Source organism: Asaia sp. SF2.1, from assembly GCF_000505765.1.
Taxonomy (GTDB): Bacteria; Pseudomonadota; Alphaproteobacteria; order Acetobacterales; family Acetobacteraceae; genus Asaia; species Asaia bogorensis.
This window is the reverse complement of the sequence record NZ_AYXS01000005.1, coordinates 48,154-63,437: the sequence shown is the minus strand read 5'-3', so window position 1 is coordinate 63,437 and position 15,284 is coordinate 48,154. Positions and strand designations below refer to the sequence as shown.

The following is a 15,284-nucleotide window of genomic DNA, read 5'->3' as shown; positions in this document are numbered from 1 at the left end:
AACGGTGATTGATGGATATTAATTAATACTCACCAAAATATGGGAGAATATCCTGATATTTAACGGTAACGGCGCCGTGATAGAGGATTATGTCTCTGCGTGACAAGCGATTTCGCATAGCGCGTGCGACATTCCTGCCCGTTTGTTCTGTATATGAACTATTTGGGGCAGTCTGAACGGGACTCAGCCATTTCTTTATGGCCCTGATAACTAATCGTAATGATTTCTTATTTGAGATCTCATCTAGGGCATTCAGGTCAGGCGACCGCGTCGTGTTCCATCATGACCAATGAGAATGTTTGCTGTTCGTTACCCTGCTGGCCTGATGCGCAATCGCACGCAGGATACGGCGCCTGATCAAGCCACTGACAGGACGTATGAGAGCCCAGTAGAGCGCCATTTTCCGGCGCTCTGCATCTTCCGGACAGGAAACGAGAGTACGGGTTACGAGATATGTCCGGTCTGGTCCGTCAGGGCGAGCCTCGAACTCCAGGAGGAGGCGGGTCAGGCCACACGCCGCCTGCCATGCCTCTGGCGTACACATCCCACTTCTGGAGAGGCCATAATCCGCACGCCAGAATTGCCCGCTGAGCCCATAACGTAGGAACCTGTCCCCTTCCCGACCGAGAAAGACGAAGCTCTTCTTGCTGAAACGGTGAGCCTCCCGTCCCTTGAGCGCCCTGCCGGGCAGATCGCGCAGGGCGAGGCAAAGCCTGATCAGCCAGTCCTGATCGATCTCAAAGGCCTCTGCGGCGTCCAGACAGGATTTTGCATCAGCTTTGATGACACGGGCATGCTCTTCCCGAAAATCCGCATGTTCCGGGATGAAATTCTTCGTATTCCCGCGCGACCGATGCGTTCGCAGCCCTGTCATCCAACCCACTCCTGCTTGTGTACGCCCGTTCTGACGGGAGCCTGTATGATCCAGCCGGGAAACAACCGGAACATAAATCCGGAGAGCAGGAGAAAACCATGCGCCGTCTCGAAAACAAAACGGCCGTTATCACCGGGGCAGCCCGCGGCATCGGGCTGGCCATCGCCCGGCATTTTTGTGACGAAGGCTGCACGGTGATCAGGACCGATATCGACCGCGAAAACGGAGAAAAATCAGCTGAGGCGCTGTCATGTCGTTTCATACCGCTTGATGTGCGGCGCGAGGCTGACTGGCTTGCACTCGAAACCCTTTGTCCTGAACCCGATATCGTTGTGAATAATGCGGGAATTACCGGTTTCGAGCAGGGCATGGTCGCGCATGACCCCGAACATGCCTTCCTTGCCGACTGGCATGCCGTCCATGCCACCAATCTGGATGGCACCTTTCTGGGGTGTCGTTACGCCCTGCGCCGGATGGGCGGCAGGGGCACTGGCTCCATCATCAACATTTCATCGCGCTCCGGGCTCGTCGGGATACCCGCCGCAGCGGCCTATGCCTCATCCAAGGCCGCCATACGCAACCACAGCAAGACGGTCGCGCTCTATGCCGCGCAGAAAGGCTGGGCGATACGCTGCAACTCCGTACACCCGGCTGCCATTCTGACCCCGATATGGGATGCCATGCTGGGAGAGGGCCCTGACCGCGAAACGCGTATGGCAGCGCTGGTTGCCGATACGCCACTCAAGCGCTTCGGAACAGTCGATGAGGTGGCCTCACTCTGTGTCATGCTGGCTTCCGATGAATCAGGCTACATAACGGGGTCGGAATTCTCGATTGATGGCGGTCTGCTTGCAGGTTCTGCCGCCCAGCCAGGCTGAGAGCCTCAGAACGTCCAGATCAGATATCGGCCCGTTTTACCAAGCACGCTCACTGATGTTTCCCTTGCCTTGCGCCATGTTCTAGACAGGCCGGACCAGCCCATGATCAAGACTGGAGCGCCCGATGCGCTTTATCGAAACGTTCGACCTTCATTCCTTCACTGATTCGAGCATCAGCCTGCTCAGCGCCTTCGTGTTCGGCACCCTGATCGGTGCCGAGCGGCAATACCGACAGCGAACAGCCGGTGTGCGCACCAATGCGCTGGTAGCGCTTGGGGGCGCGGCTTTCGTCGATCTGGCGCAGCGTATTGCCGGCGATGTCGAATCCCTGCGGGTTATTGCCTATGTCGTGTCAGGCATCGGCTTTCTGGGGGCCGGTGCGATCATCAAGGAAGGGGCAAATGTACGCGGCATGAACACGGCCGCCACGCTCTGGTGTTCGGCAGCGGTAGGGGCGTGCGTGGGCAGCGATATGCTGGCAGAAGGGTTCCTGCTCACCTTCTTTATCATCGCAGGCAATACCCTCCTGAGACCGATCGTGAGAGCGATTGATCGTATTCCTTTGCAGGCCAAGACCATGGAGACGGGATACGCTCTGCGCATCGTCACCTGTGCGCTCGAAATCCAGACGATGACGGCCCTGATCAAGGAACGTCTGGAGGAGGCCGATTATACGATCGGCAAACTGGCGCTCAGCGATGAGAAAGACGACCAGACTGCCATCGCCATTGCCCTCATGGTGTCATCGAATGGGCCCGCCGCGTTGGAACAGCTTGTCGCCAGTCTGATGACTGACAGCCGTGTCACAGCCGCGTCGTGGTCGCTCAACACCGATAACTGAGCGACTTCACACGCCTGTAAGCGGTCCAGCCCGTGACGTTCTCAGGGTGCTGGTGATGGCAGGGTGATCTTGACCACAAGCCAGGGGCGTTGCTCCTGGTTTACCCCATTATGAAAAGCGGGCTGACGCGACCACTGGCCAATCGTCGCATAGAGCGCGTTGCCCTGATAAGCCAGACCATCAGGGGCGATCAGCCTCGGGTCATGGGCGACAACCGAAATCGTGCCATCCGGCGCTCTTTGCAAAATACCGTGACGCTCGATATCGGTCAGGAAAAGGCGTCCATCAGGAGCAGTGGCCATGCCATCGCCCATGCCCGCCTCACCCTCGTCCTTCACGCTGAACTCGATTTCGGTTTCGGTGGCGCGTGGGTCTGCCAGAACGGCTGTCGGGGCTGAATAGAGCTCACGGCTGGTCAGGGGCTGCCAGAAAAGCGTCTGCTGATCGGCACTCAGGCCGATCCCGTTGGCGCCTGCCTGGGCCATTGTCGGCTTGTCCGCATTGTAGCGCGAGGCCTTGCCATCGAGCACGGCCATGAAGCCATGACGGGGCATGACCGGCTCTGTATCAGCCAAGAGGCGACGCTGATGGCCGGTGGCGATATCGACCACGATCAGCGCGGGATGCACGGTCAGGGATGAATCGGTAATGAACGCCGTCCCCCGATCGCCATGCGTCAGATCGATGCGAACATCGTTGGGATGGCTGTCAGATCGCAATGCCGGCGCCGTGAGCGCGATCTCTTCCACAATCCGGCTCGCCACCGGGTCAATGTGAAACAGACGTGCGGCCCCCGGCACAGTGCCCTTCTCTGCCAGAATACCCTCATCCAATACCCAAAGCTGTCCGCTGGCATCGACAGTCATACCCAGCGGCGACACAAAACGTCCCTGGCTCTCAGCGTCGGGGAAAGGGGTGAGCTGGCCATGGCTGTAAAGGGCAAGACGGGGGCCATCATGATCGTGCAGGCTGCGGGGAAAGCCCAGCACCATGCGATGGTCGGACAGGATGGCGATGCCGGAGGGCTGGGCATCCTGAAACCGGCCGATGACCGTCACATTGCCGCTGGGCTTGTAGCCGGCGTCGATACTGTCGACAGGCGCATCGCCCATGCCGGTCATATCCGGCATGGAGGCGTCGTCAGCCCCGTACGAGGGCGGCGAAACGAGCGTGGCTGCGAGAGACAGCGCAAGGGTACATAGGGTCAGACGTGTTTTCATATTCCCTCTTCCTGTCCGTCATCAAGGCGATCAGGGCTCTCGCGTCAAACCACAGCAGCGTGACGTTTAGCCCTTGAGCAAGGACATGATCTCGGCACGTAACGCCGCATCACGCTGCCAGGTGCCACGCACAACTGTCGTAACCGTACGACTGCCGACATTGCGTATGCCGCGCATGGCCATGCACATGTGCTCGGCCTCGACCAGAACCATGACAGCCTTGGGTTCGAGAACCTCGATGATGGACGCAGCAATCTGGTCTGTCAGGCGCTCCTGCAACTGCGGGCGACGGGCCAGAACATTGACCGTACGCGCAATCTTGCTCAGCCCGGTCAGGCGTCCGCCCTCAGGCAGATAGGCCACATGAGCCTTGCCAAAGAACGGCAGGAGATGGTGCTCGCACATCGAATGAAAGCCGATATCGCGCACGATAACCGCCCCTTCATGCTGGTCCGCCAGAAACTGCTTGTGCAGATGATCACGCGGGTCCTCATGCAGGCCACCCAGCACGTCCAGATACATGCGCGCCACACGACCCGGCGTCTCGAACAGCCCTTCCCGGTCAGGATCCTCACCGAGAGCCTCAAGAATTTCGCGCACGGCACCGGCGATGCGTGTCTCGGCATCCTCGGGTTTCGCAATCGGTGCGATGGGGCGCTCGCCACCCTGCCCCTTGTGGCGGGCGGCATCCAGCGCCACGAGATCGGCAGTCGGTTTGGTCATTTCTGGTCCTCGGCAATGCAAGACGGGTCTTCCGCGCAGGGGACAACGTCTTCAGCCTCGCGGGGGAGCCTGTCCAACATGTCCGAAACCGAAAGTCCACTGATTTTCTGTTCCGATGCGATTTCTGCAAGGGGAACGAGCACAAAAGCCCGCTGGGCGATACCGGGATGCGGCAGGGTCAGAACGGGATTGCTGATTTCCTGCGTCCCCAGATAAAGCAGATCGACATCCATCGCGCGCTGCCCCCAGCGCACCGAAGGCACCCGCCCGAGACGGGTCTCGATGTCCTTGCAGACGCGCAGAAGCGCCATGGCATCGAGACCGGTCCGCCCCGTGACGCAGAGATTATAGAAATCGGGCTGCTCAACCCCACCCCACGGCGCCGTACGATAAAGACCTGACACAGCGGTGATTTCCAGACCCGGCGTGAGACCAAGCCATGTGACCGCAAGCGCAAGCGCACTCTGCCGATCCCCCATATTGCACCCAAGCGAAAATCCGACCGGCAGGGTTCGCTCTCTGGTTGTCTCGACGCTCACCATGCCGAACGGATGGGCGATGGGTGCACCGGGCTTGCTGACCCGCACGGTCAGGCGCGCAATGGTGGGGAAATGCGCCAGCAGGTCCTGCGCGATGCGGTCGGCCAGTGTCTCGATCAGCTGTACCGGCTCACCGGCGGCAAGCGCCACCACATGATCGCAAAGCGCCGCATAACAGACTGCGTGACGATAATCGTCGTTGGCCGTCGCCCGGGCCGTATCAGCGGTGACAACCAGATCGATCAGGAATTTCTGCCCGAGCCGCGTTTCCTCCGGCAATACGCCGTGCCGGGCAAAGACCTGTATGCCGTCAAGGCGAATGACCGACTGGGTCATGACACGGGGGACCTCTCTGCCTGCGGGGAAAAGCAGCCCAGCATTGTCGCGATACGCACAGCATCAATATGGGGCGCTACATCATGAACACGCAGAATGGCCGCGCCCTGTGCCAGACCGCCAAGATTAGCGGCCAGAGTACCCGCCAGACGTTCATTCACGTCGCGGCCAAGCAGGCGACCGAACAGCGATTTGCGCGACAGGCCCAGCAGCACCGGCACGCCATATGTCTCACGCAGGAAACCGATCAGCCGGATACTCTCAAGATTTTGCGGGTCAGTCTTGCCAAACCCGACACCGGGGTCGAGCACGATATGCTCGCGCCTGATGCCGGCACGCAGCGCCTGCGTCAGGATCGCATCGAAACAGCGCCGGAATTCGTCACGCAGGTCCAGTCCAGGGTCGATGGTCTCGCGATTATGCATCAGCACGGCCACTGCCCCGGTTTCGGCCATCACCGACGCCATGGCGGGGTCGCGCTGCATGCCCCATACGTCGTTGATCATGACCGCCCCGGCACGCACTGCTTCACGCGCCACACTGGCCTTGTAGGTGTCGATGGACAGGAAACAGGTTTGGTCGCGCAGCGCCAGCATGACAGGGCGTGTGCGCATAATCTCTTCAGATGCGGGGACAAAAGCCGCACCGGGCCGCGTGGATTCACCCCCGATATCGATCAGGGCCGCCCCTTCGGCAATCAGCTGGCGCGCATGGTCGACGGCCAGGTCCGGGGCGTCATGCAACCCGCCATCGGAGAACGAGTCAGGCGTCGCATTGACGATACCCATGATCAGCGGTTCATGCGCCTCATGCGCACCCCATATCGCGGCTTTGAGCGCATCGCGCCTGTCCTGCCACTGGGCCTTGTGAACCGCGGAGCCGACCGCTTCCATAACATCCATTCATGCCGGGACTGAGGGAACCACGCTCTTAGAGTATGGGAGCGGACAGGTCCAGAAAAACGAACCGGCCCCTTCGCCCGCTGTTCTATCCTGCAAGAAGGAGACGCATCATGGCCAACGACCAGTTCGACACCCCCGTATTCGATGGGGAAGACAACAAGCATTACAGCGCCCGCGCCCTTGCAGAGGCCGCCCTGCGCGCCGAGGGGGAAGGCGAACAGGAAAAAGCGGAGCAGCTTTTCCGCCAGGCAGAAGCCGCCGATCCATCAGCGCTCGAGAGCGTCCTGCTTGAACGACGCAGCGAGCACCCCGGCTTCAGCCCACAGCCCGCCTCGAAGGACGAGGAAGTGGCTGCCATGAGCCGCACCATCGAACCCGAGCGTCATGCACCGCCCCCGGAGGCCATGGACGAGAACTACTGATCACGTAACGCAGGTCAGAACGAGACAGGGCCGGTCGGGTATCACCCCGACCGGCCCTGACCACATGAGATGCGCCATTGGTGGGCCCTGTCATGACAGAGCCCTACCATGACAGGATCCTTTGCAACACTGGGAACTAGTTTCAAGTGATGGCGTGGATCCAGCCATGCGCATCATTGGTCTTACCGGCCTGGATGTCGGTCAAGGCTTTCTTGATCGCCAGCGAGACCTCACCCGGCGTCTTGCCGTCGCCGAAAACAGCCTCGCCACCCGTGCGACGCAGGGCGCCAATCGGGCTGATGACGGCGGCCGTTCCGCAGGCAAAGGCCTCCTTGTAGCGGCCAGAAGCGGCACCGGCGAAAATCTCGTCGATCTCAAGCGGGGTCTGCTCGATTTTCAGACCGCGATCCTTTGCAAGCTGCAGGATGGCATCGCGCGTAATACCGGGCAGGATGGTGCCTGTCAGTGGAGGCGTGACCAGTGTGTTGTCATCACGCAGGAACATGACATTCATGCCCCCCATCTCCTCGACGAAACGCTGCTCGCGGCTATCGAGGAACAGCACCTGATCGCAGCCATGAGTTTTGGAATCGCGCTGGGCCACAAGGCTTGCTGCGTAATTGCCACCGCATTTGGCAGCCCCCGTGCCACCCGGGGCAGCGCGCGTATAGTCGTCCGACACCCATACGGAAACGCAGCCGGAACCGAAATAGGCGCCCACAGGACAGGCAATGACGATGAACAGATATTCGGACGCAGGCTTGACGCCAAGGAACACTTCCGTCGCGATCATGAAAGGACGCAGATAGAGGCTCTTGCCCTCACCGGTCGGCACCCAGTCCTGATCGATCTTCACGAGTTCATCGACGGCCTGCATGAAAATTTCCTGCGGCAGGTCGGCCATGGCCATACGCTCTGCCGAGGCCCTGAAGCGCCTGGCATTCTCCTCGGGACGGAACGTCGCAATACCACCCCCTTCGGTGCGGTAGGCCTTCATGCCCTCGAAAATTTCCTGCGCATAATGCAGGACCGAAGCCGCCGGATCGAGGGTGAGCGGCTTGCGCGCGGTGATGCGCGCATCGTGCCAGCCGCGGCCCTCGGTGTATTTCACAATGGCCATATGGTCGGTGAAGACACGTCCGAAAGCGGGATTGGCAATAAGATCCGCACGGTGATCCGCAGGAGTCGGATTGCTGATGGGCTCGATGGTGAAATGCAGGGCTGCGCTCTCGGAAACCATGGTCTGATCCATTTTCGTGTCAACAGTCAGCGCACTCTATCCCGTTCGCTGCATCTTGACACCCTTTGATAGGGAGAGAGAAGAACAGCCCCTCGCCTGACGCTTTCGTGAGCCTTTCCTGCCACCCGGCAAGGTGCAGGGCCATGCTGGCGGCAATTCCCTAAACGGATCAGGCAAACGGACCATAGACAGGCCTGTGACAGAGGCTGATGAGCAGAAGGGCGTATCATGAGCGCATCGACCCCCATCCGGACCCTCACCCCCCAGGCCGTGAAAGCGCAAAAAGGTGGCGCGCCCCTTGTGTGCCTTACCGCCTATACGACACCGGTGGCCCGCCTTGCCGATGCTGCCTGCGATATCGTTCTGGTAGGCGACAGCGTCGGTATGGTCCTGCATGGCCTGCCCTCCACGCTGGGTGTCACCATGGAAATGATGATCCTGCACGGGCAGGCCGTCATGCGCGGCATCACGCGTGCCCTGTGCGTGGTGGACATGCCCTTCGGCTCCTATGAGGAAAGCCCGGCCCAGGCCTTTCGCAACGCGTCGCGCCTGCTGGCCCAGACCGGCGCGAGCGCGGTCAAACTCGAAGGCGGCGTGCATATGAAGGAGACAATTGCCTTTCTGGTGGCACGCGGCATTCCGGTCATGGGCCATGTAGGACTTACCCCGCAGGCCGTGCATGCTCTGGGCGGCTACAAGGTTCAGGGCCGCGACGAGGATGCACAGCGCGTCATGGACGATGCCCAGGCTGTGCAGGAGGCGGGCGCTTTTGCCGTCGTGCTCGAAAAACTGCCCCGCATGCTCGGTGAATCCATCACGCAGGCTCTGACGATCCCGACGATCGGTATTGGTGCCGGGCCTGAATGTGATGGCCAGATACTCGTCATCGACGACATGCTCGGGCTTTTTGCCGATTTCAAACCGAAATTCGTCAAGCGTTATGCCCATCTTGCCGAGCAGGCCGAACAGGCTCTCGCCGCTTATGCGCAGGACGTTCGGGCGCGCGCCTTTCCGGGGCCCGAGCACAGCTTTGGAGAGCGCTCATGATCATTCGCGATATCGCGACACTGCGCCAGACCGTCCGGCGCTGGAAAGAGGCCGGAGAAACGACAGGGCTCGTTCCCACGATGGGCGCCTTGCACGAAGGCCATCTGAGCCTCGTCAAACAGGCGCGCAAGCAGGCCGACCGGGTCATCGTCTCGATTTTCGTCAACCCGACGCAATTCAACAATCCGATGGATCTCGCGACCTATCCCCGTACGGAAGAGGCCGATATCGCCCTTCTGGGCGATGCGGACGCGATTTTCATCCCCTCGGTCGACACCATGTATCCGGCGGGGTTCAACAGCCGTGTGCAGGTCATGACCATGACGGAAACGCTGGAGGGCGCCCACAGGCCAGGCCATTTCGATGGCATGGCGACCGTGGTGACCAAGCTCTTCGGCATTACGCAGGCGGATATCGCTTTTTTCGGTGAAAAGGACTGGCAGCAGCTTCAGATCATCCGCCGCTTCGTTCAGGATCTGAATATACCGATCGACATTGTGGCGTGCCCGACCCTGCGTGAAGCCGATGGTCTGGCAATGTCCTCGCGCAACCGTCGGCTCTCCCCGCAAGCGCGTGCCATCGCACCCGAACTGCATGCCACGTTGCAGGAAACTGCCGCGCAACTGCGAGCAGGCACCCCTGTCACCGAGGCGCTGGCTCAGGCCAGAGCGAGGCTTGCCCGGTCCGGTTTTCAGCCGGTTGATTATCTCGCCTGCTGCGAGGCCGAGAGCCTGACTTCCATCAGTGATGTATTCGCAACAAAATATGACCGGGGATCGCTTCGATTACTGGTAGCCGCCGCTCTCGATTCTGTGCGCCTTATTGACAATATCGTTATTTAGTTCTGCGGCGGGGCCGTGCCATGATACCCGCATATTGAGGCGCGACCCGAATGTCGGGCCTCCGGTGCCCTCCTGCCGGAAGGCACCGATGCACAAGAAGGTATGCAAGCATGTCGCTTCCGCTACAGGACAAGGTCGCCGCCGTTACGGGTGGTGCTTCCGGCATCGGTCTGGAATGCGTTCGTCATCTCATCAAGGCTGGCGCTATCGTCTATGTCCTCGACCGCGACAAGGCGGCCATGGAAAAGGCCCGCGAAGAGCTCGGTGAAAAGCTGCACGGCGTCGAGGTCGACCTCTTCCGTCATGCCAGCATCCAGCAGGCTGTCGATACCGTGCTCGCGGAGCAGGGCCGTCTGGACATCATGTTCGCCAATGCTGGCTCCTATGTCGGTGGCAACGCCTGGGAAGGCGACCCGGATGTATGGGACCGTATGCTGAACCTCAACATCAATGCGGCATTCCACTCGGCGCGCGTTGCCATGGTGCCCATGATCAAGCAGGGCAGCGGCGATATCATCATCACCAGCTCGGTGGCAGGCGTGGTGCCGATCGTGGCTGAGCCGATCTATACCGGCTCCAAATATGCCGTGCAGGCTTTCACCCATACCTGCCGTCGCCAGCTGGCACCGCATGGCGTTCGCGTCGGCGCGATCCAGCCCGGCCCGGTTGTCACGCCGCTGATCAATGACTGGGACCCCGAGCGCCGCAAGGCTGCTCTCGAAGGCGGTGGCATGATGCAGCCTTCCGACGTGGCCGAAGCACTGATCTTCATGTTGACGCGCCGCAAGGGCACGGTCGTTCGTGACCTGGTCCTGCTGCCGAACGGCTTTGACGTCTGATCCAGAGATCAAAGGCGTCCGGGCTCGCTGAGCCCGAGCGTCTGCGAGACCCTGTTGGACGAGAACATGACCCCGCCCCAAAGGCGGGGTTTTGTTTTTTGACGGGGCCGGTGGATGGACCACGGTTGACGGATCATCGCTGCATACCCCCTAATATCGTCCGATGGCATGCCCGGCTGCGCCTTATATCGCCTTCGTACGTTCGAAGGCCCGGTTCCAACCTTATCTGCATATTGCGATTGACTATTACTTGCGCACTCACTAGCCAGAAGCGAGCTCAAGCCTTCGTGACTGGAACGGCCCCATTCCCAGCGTGCCAGCCCCCTTGCGGCCTCGCGCCCCCCGTCAAACGGACCGCGGCCGGCCTATCGACCGCTTCATGTGGCCGCTGCGCCCTGCGCGCCCCGTCCTGCTGGCCTTTCACCGATATCTCGGTCTGATTCTGGCCCCTCTGCTTATCGTGCTCGGCCTTACGGGCAGCATCAGCGTATTTCGGGTCGAGCTTGACCGGATGCTCAACCCTGATCTGTTTACGACGACGCATGGCGATAGCCATCTCGCGCCATCTGACCTGATCAGAGCCATCGAAACGCGGCACCCCGGTCAATCGCTCATCCTGCTCGATTACAGGCCTGCCCGCTTCGAGACGATCCATGCCTATCTCTCACCGCTCAGGGACCATGCCGGACACCCGTTATGGGACGAGATCTTTCTCGATCCATCGGATGGTCATGAAATGGGGGGACGACTGAGCGAGGGATGCTGCCTCGGGCGGCGCGCCCTGATGCCCTTTATCTACCGGCTGCATTATTCGCTGGTTGCCGGTCAGACAGGGCTCTGGATCGTCGGCATCACAGCGCTGATCTGGAGTCTGGATTGCCTGAACGGCCTTCTCCTCACCCTGCCGCCTGCCCTTGCTCCGTGGCGGCGGCGATTCTGGCCGGGATGGAAGAAATCATGGCTGGTGGCCTCTCCCCGCAATGCCCTGCGCCTGTTTTTCGACCTGCATCGGGCTGCAGGATTATGGTTGTGGCTGCTGTTTCTCGGCATGGCAGTCAGTGGCGTGGCGCTGGCACTCGGCCCCCAGATCTTCCAGCCTGCTGTCAGTGCCCTGTTCCCGCTGGCCCCGCCGCAAGCCGAGATTGCCCTGCCCGGGGGCCCGCATGCATTGACCCTCGAACAGGCCGAGAGTCGCGCCCACGAATGGGTTGTTACGCATGGCTGGTCTGCCCGACCCGCTGCCCTGATGCTGACCCACGCGCCCGATACCGCCCTGTTCTATCTGTTCAGTGACTCGGATCGTTTTCCTGCCGGGTTTGGCAGCCCGCTCGTCACAGTGGATTTGCAGACCGGCGCGACGAAGCAGACCGTAATGGCGCCCCAGGGCTGCCTTGGCGATATGATCCTGCAGATACAGGACCCTTTTCATAGCGGGCGGATCGCAGGACTGCCGGGACGTATTCTGGTTTGTCTGAGCGGTGTCGCCACGGCGGCTCTTGCCGCCACAGGCGTGCTGATCTGGCTTGGCAAGCGACGTGCCTGCCGTGCCGCAACACGCAAGACGGGTCGTCGGTCTCGAACCTGACACTTGCGCTTCCAGCCTGTTGCGACATTGTCCAGCCGCAAGAACATCACAGCATCAGGTCTTAGAGATCGTCGTCCTCATATGTTTCGTCAGACAGGATCTCGATCGAAAGCACACCGGGGTCGATCGGGTCCTGATCACCCAGAGACAGCATTGCATCCCCCGAAGTCCAGCGTGACTGGGCTGAGTGTTTCTCACGCCAGCCGTCTAGCGCAGGGCTGTCGAGATGCTCGGTCATCGTATGGGTCCGGTTTGAGTCGAAGAACGTGATCTTGCCGACAAGCACACCACGCGATGGGCCGTAATGACTGCCCTCAGCCCAGGCAGGATGAAAAAGCCTCGACACCAGTCGTACGGTCTGGATCTGCCCTGGCACCATGAATATCCAGACCCTGCCGTTCTTGCGTGCGGCTCTTATGCGTCGCCCTCTCTCATCAAGCAGATGGAGATTGGGATCATCGGAACGAGTCAGGACCAGGCTCCCTGAAGAAAATAAAGGCACGCGACACGAGGTTGACAGCGCGACATAACGGATCCGGGAAACGTGTCTTCACCTGATCGAATGGCAAGATCCCCCCGAAAGGGCGGGACAGAACGCAGGAAAATCTCTCTAGCCTTTTACATCCTTGTGAACCACCCCCTTTTGCCCGTGCAACACAATGCTCGAACAGGATGGTCTTCCCCCATCAGACCGACACCGCAGAGGGCGGTCGGCTGAACGTTTCAGCGTAACGAGATTCCCACGAAACCTCTCTGGCGATCAAAGAACACGCCTCAGGCAGCGCTTCAGGCTGCCGCTCCCTTCTTGTGAGCAGGCTCGTTCACAACGGGTTGAACACTGTGACCTGACGGAACATCACGCCATGTGAGGCATTCTTCACGGGTCCGTGAAATCGTATCCGTGGTCATTCGACCCAAGGAGCCAGCCGATGCCAGAGCAGATCCCTCCCCAGTCGCAAACCCATCAGCCCGGTGTAGAAAAGGCAATGCGCCCGCTCGCCGTTCATATCCGCGATGGTTATCGTGGCAGTGGCAAGCTTTCGGGCAAGACGGCGCTGATCAGCGGGGCTGACAGCGGCATCGGCCGTGCTGCCGCGCTGCATTTCGCCCGCGAAGGGGCCAATGTCGTCATCCTCTACCTTGAGGAACATGAAGACGCGCAGGAGACCGTCAGCCTGATTGAGAAAGAAGGGACCAAGGCGCTTGCCATCGCCGGTGACATACGCTCCAGCGCCTTCTGCAATGACGCTGTAAAACAGACGATCGAGCAATTCGGCACTCTGGATATCCTCGTGAACAATGCCGGCTGGCAGGTGGTCAACCAGAACAGTGCCACCATCACCGATGATGAATGGCAGCGTCATATGGACACCAACATCAACGGCTATTTCTATCTGACGCGCGCGGCCCTGGCCCATTTGGGCGGAGGCAGCGCCATCATCAATACCTCGTCCATCAATGCCTATCGCGGCAGTGCAGGATTGCTGGCCTATTCCACGACGAAGGCCGCCGAGATGGGTTTCACCCGCGCTCTGGCACTCGAACTCGTTTCGAAGGGCATAAGGGTCAATGCGGTCGCGCCAGGACCGGTCTGGACACCGCTTCAGCCGGCAAGCTGGGGACCTGTCGACCCGCAGGAAGTCTCCGGGTTGGCCAATTCCGTGCCGATGGACCGATGCGGCGACCCGGCTGAGCTCGGGCCGGCCTATGTCTATCTGGCGAGCGCTGACTCATCCTTCGTGACAGGCCAGACGCTGCATGTGAATGGCGGAACGATCATCAACGGCTGATTTTCTCCGCGGGCATGCTGCGCTTTTCGCGCCATGCCCCGGCACACGCGAGTTTGACCGGTCGGATCCTCACTCGGCATTGTGCCACCGAAATATATCAGTTAATCTAGATATATGGAAACGTCAGAGGCCCTCGCAGCTTTCGCTGCGCTGTCACAGGCTACACGCCTGAAGATCATACGTCTGCTCGTGCGTCACGAGCCGGACGGCCTGCGTGTCGGCGAAATTGCGACCCAACTTGAGCAACCACAGAACACGATATCGACCCACCTGGCCATTTTGCAGCGTGCGGAGCTCCTTACCTCAGAGCGCCGGAGCCGGGCGGTCATTTACCGGGCAGCCGTGGGGCAGCTTGCAGAGCTGATGGCGTTTCTGCTGTCAGAATGTTGCACGGACCGCCCTGATCTCGCCTCGCCAATCTTGTCCGGGCTGCATCCCTGCACGATGGGTGCAAAGCCAAAAAGCTGAACGCCTGTGCCTGATGGACATAGTAAAGGACGCCCCTACATGCCGGATGCACCGCTCTACGATCCCCGCCATCTTCATCCTATCGACTAGGACAGGCTTGAGCCTCGTATCGGCGCTACGCACCGGCCGCGCATCCTGCTGCTTTACGGTTCGCTGCGCCCACGCTCGTTCAGCCGGTTACTCGTGATCGAGGCCTCCCGTATTCTGGAGGCGCTCGGGGCGGAAACGCGGATTTTCGATCCAGCAGATCTGCCGATGGTCGATTCCGTGACGGATGACCATCCGAAGGTGCAGGAATTGCGCCGCCTGTCCCTGTGGTCGGAAGGTCAGGTCTGGTGCAGCCCCGAACGCCACGGCACATTGACGGCTGTTTTCAAGAACCAGATTGACTGGCTCCCGCTCGAAACCGGTTCCATACGCCCGACCCAGGGACGAACACTCGCCGTCATGCAGGTTTGCGGCGGTTCGCAGAGCTTCAACACAGTCAATGCCCTGCACATTCTGGGCCGCTGGATGCGCATGATCACCATACCCAATCAATCCAGCGTTCCCATGGCCTATAAACAGTTCGACGAGAATGACCGGATGATCCCCTCGTCATTCCATGACCGGCTGGTTGATGTCATGGATGAACTCGTCAAGTTCACCCTGCTGACCCGTGACCGAGCCGATTATCTCGTTGACCGCTATAGCGAACGAAAAGCCCTGTCTGCGGCACCATAATGGCAGCGCTGAAAA

16 protein-coding genes and 1 pseudogene are annotated in these 15,284 nt (G+C 60.3%); 10 read left to right on the top strand and 7 right to left on the bottom strand.

Translation table 11 applies throughout. The annotated features are described in order from the left end of the window. Positions 1-280: 280 nt before the first annotated feature. A complete protein-coding gene (locus P792_RS24490; protein ID WP_023977924.1) occupies positions 281-874 on the bottom strand; it encodes a hypothetical protein in 594 nt (197 codons plus the stop codon). Positions 875-972: 98 nt separating this feature from the next. On the opposite strand from P792_RS24490, the gene P792_RS24485 reads away from it, so the two are divergent. Then, positions 973-1,752 (top strand): SDR family NAD(P)-dependent oxidoreductase, encoded by a 780-nt coding sequence (locus tag P792_RS24485; RefSeq protein ID WP_023977923.1) that lies wholly within the window; start codon positions 973-975, stop codon positions 1,750-1,752. A 124-nt stretch (positions 1,753-1,876) separates the two neighbouring features. Further along, positions 1,877-2,593, top strand: coding sequence for an MgtC/SapB family protein (locus tag P792_RS24480; protein WP_023977922.1), 717 nt, complete (start codon positions 1,877-1,879; stop codon positions 2,591-2,593). 41 nt (positions 2,594-2,634) lie between these two features. Here P792_RS24480 and P792_RS24475 read toward each other — a convergent pair whose 3' ends face one another. The 4 genes from P792_RS24475 to folP all read right to left on the bottom strand — a co-directional run bounded on the left by P792_RS24475 (position 2,635) and on the right by folP (position 6,313). After that, a complete protein-coding gene (locus P792_RS24475) occupies positions 2,635-3,813 on the bottom strand; it encodes an SMP-30/gluconolactonase/LRE family protein (protein WP_023977921.1) in 1,179 nt (392 codons plus the stop codon). Between the two features lie 66 nt (positions 3,814-3,879). Further along, entirely contained in the window at positions 3,880-4,536 is a 657-nt protein-coding gene (folE, locus tag P792_RS24470) for a GTP cyclohydrolase I FolE (protein ID WP_081866710.1), read from the bottom strand. Beyond that, positions 4,533-5,411, bottom strand: coding sequence for a 2-amino-4-hydroxy-6-hydroxymethyldihydropteridine diphosphokinase (folK, locus tag P792_RS24465; RefSeq protein ID WP_023977919.1), 879 nt, complete (start codon positions 5,409-5,411; stop codon positions 4,533-4,535). The genes folE and folK overlap by 4 nt, the downstream gene beginning before the upstream one ends. Further along, positions 5,408-6,313, bottom strand: coding sequence for a dihydropteroate synthase (folP, locus tag P792_RS24460; RefSeq protein WP_235075409.1), 906 nt, complete (start codon positions 6,311-6,313; stop codon positions 5,408-5,410). The genes folK and folP overlap by 4 nt, the downstream gene beginning before the upstream one ends. 110 nt (positions 6,314-6,423) lie before the next feature. Here folP and P792_RS37940 point away from each other — a divergent pair, with 110 nt between their 5' ends. Then, on the top strand, positions 6,424-6,735 hold the full coding sequence (locus P792_RS37940) for a hypothetical protein (protein WP_023977917.1): 312 nt from the start codon (positions 6,424-6,426) through the stop codon (positions 6,733-6,735). 142 nt (positions 6,736-6,877) lie between these two features. On the opposite strand, the gene P792_RS24450 is transcribed toward P792_RS37940, so the two are convergent. Next, the gene (locus P792_RS24450) at positions 6,878-7,975 is read right to left on the bottom strand and encodes a branched-chain amino acid aminotransferase (protein ID WP_031240193.1); all 1,098 of its coding nucleotides are present in this window, start codon (positions 7,973-7,975) and stop codon (positions 6,878-6,880) included. A 228-nt stretch (positions 7,976-8,203) separates the two neighbouring features. On the opposite strand from P792_RS24450, the gene panB reads away from it, so the two are divergent. The 4 genes from panB to P792_RS24430 all read left to right on the top strand — a co-directional run bounded on the left by panB (position 8,204) and on the right by P792_RS24430 (position 12,288). Next, positions 8,204-9,022 carry a 3-methyl-2-oxobutanoate hydroxymethyltransferase gene (gene panB / locus P792_RS24445; protein ID WP_023977915.1) on the top strand — a complete coding sequence of 273 codons (819 nt, stop codon included), beginning with the start codon at positions 8,204-8,206 and terminating at the stop codon, positions 9,020-9,022. After that, entirely contained in the window at positions 9,019-9,864 is an 846-nt protein-coding gene (gene panC / locus P792_RS24440) for a pantoate--beta-alanine ligase (protein WP_031240192.1), read from the top strand. The genes panB and panC overlap by 4 nt, the downstream gene beginning before the upstream one ends. A gap of 110 nt (positions 9,865-9,974) precedes the next feature. Next, positions 9,975-10,703, top strand: a complete 729-nt coding sequence (locus P792_RS24435; RefSeq protein WP_023977913.1) for an SDR family oxidoreductase — start codon at positions 9,975-9,977, stop codon at positions 10,701-10,703. Positions 10,704-11,082: 379 nt separating this feature from the next. Next, positions 11,083-12,288 carry a PepSY domain-containing protein gene (locus tag P792_RS24430; protein ID WP_023977912.1) on the top strand — a complete coding sequence of 402 codons (1,206 nt, stop codon included), beginning with the start codon at positions 11,083-11,085 and terminating at the stop codon, positions 12,286-12,288. A gap of 61 nt (positions 12,289-12,349) precedes the next feature. On the opposite strand, the gene P792_RS24425 is transcribed toward P792_RS24430, so the two are convergent. Then, positions 12,350-12,667 carry a hypothetical protein gene (locus tag P792_RS24425; protein ID WP_023977911.1) on the bottom strand — a complete coding sequence of 106 codons (318 nt, stop codon included), beginning with the start codon at positions 12,665-12,667 and terminating at the stop codon, positions 12,350-12,352. A gap of 550 nt (positions 12,668-13,217) precedes the next feature. Between P792_RS24425 and P792_RS24420 the strand changes: the two genes are divergently transcribed. From P792_RS24420 to arsH, 3 genes and pseudogenes are all read left to right on the top strand, one after another. Next, positions 13,218-14,078: a glucose 1-dehydrogenase gene (locus tag P792_RS24420; RefSeq protein ID WP_023977910.1), complete on the top strand. Its 861-nt coding sequence runs from the start codon at positions 13,218-13,220 to the stop codon at positions 14,076-14,078. A 114-nt stretch (positions 14,079-14,192) separates the two neighbouring features. After that, positions 14,193-14,546 (top strand): helix-turn-helix transcriptional regulator, encoded by a 354-nt coding sequence (locus P792_RS24415; RefSeq protein WP_023977909.1) that lies wholly within the window; start codon positions 14,193-14,195, stop codon positions 14,544-14,546. A gap of 39 nt (positions 14,547-14,585) precedes the next feature. After that, positions 14,586-15,269, top strand: a pseudogene (arsH, locus tag P792_RS24410) (arsenical resistance protein ArsH). The last annotated feature ends 15 nt before the right edge of the window (positions 15,270-15,284 follow it).

Bases quoted from the DNA above. Each gene is read 5' to 3' on its own strand.
- P792_RS24415 (WP_023977909.1), top strand. From the start codon at position 14,193: ATGGAAACGTCAGAGGCCCTCGCAGCTTTCGCTGCGCTGTCACAGGCT.
- panB (WP_023977915.1), top strand. From the start codon at position 8,204: ATGAGCGCATCGACCCCCATCCGGACCCTCACCCCCCAGGCCGTGAAA.
- P792_RS24490 (WP_023977924.1), bottom strand. From the start codon at position 874: ATGACAGGGCTGCGAACGCATCGGTCGCGCGGGAATACGAAGAATTTC.
- folE (WP_081866710.1), bottom strand. From the start codon at position 4,536: ATGACCAAACCGACTGCCGATCTCGTGGCGCTGGATGCCGCCCGCCAC.
- P792_RS24450 (WP_031240193.1), bottom strand. From the start codon at position 7,975: ATGGTTTCCGAGAGCGCAGCCCTGCATTTCACCATCGAGCCCATCAGC.
- folK (WP_023977919.1), bottom strand. From the start codon at position 5,411: ATGACCCAGTCGGTCATTCGCCTTGACGGCATACAGGTCTTTGCCCGG.
- P792_RS24475 (WP_023977921.1), bottom strand. From the start codon at position 3,813: ATGAAAACACGTCTGACCCTATGTACCCTTGCGCTGTCTCTCGCAGCC.
- P792_RS24420 (WP_023977910.1), top strand. From the start codon at position 13,218: ATGCCAGAGCAGATCCCTCCCCAGTCGCAAACCCATCAGCCCGGTGTA.
- P792_RS37940 (WP_023977917.1), top strand. From the start codon at position 6,424: ATGGCCAACGACCAGTTCGACACCCCCGTATTCGATGGGGAAGACAAC.
- P792_RS24430 (WP_023977912.1), top strand. From the start codon at position 11,083: ATGTGGCCGCTGCGCCCTGCGCGCCCCGTCCTGCTGGCCTTTCACCGA.
- folP (WP_235075409.1), bottom strand. From the start codon at position 6,313: ATGGATGTTATGGAAGCGGTCGGCTCCGCGGTTCACAAGGCCCAGTGG.
- P792_RS24425 (WP_023977911.1), bottom strand. From the start codon at position 12,667: ATGGTGCCAGGGCAGATCCAGACCGTACGACTGGTGTCGAGGCTTTTT.
- P792_RS24485 (WP_023977923.1), top strand. From the start codon at position 973: ATGCGCCGTCTCGAAAACAAAACGGCCGTTATCACCGGGGCAGCCCGC.
- panC (WP_031240192.1), top strand. From the start codon at position 9,019: ATGATCATTCGCGATATCGCGACACTGCGCCAGACCGTCCGGCGCTGG.
- P792_RS24480 (WP_023977922.1), top strand. From the start codon at position 1,877: ATGCGCTTTATCGAAACGTTCGACCTTCATTCCTTCACTGATTCGAGC.
- P792_RS24435 (WP_023977913.1), top strand. From the start codon at position 9,975: ATGTCGCTTCCGCTACAGGACAAGGTCGCCGCCGTTACGGGTGGTGCT.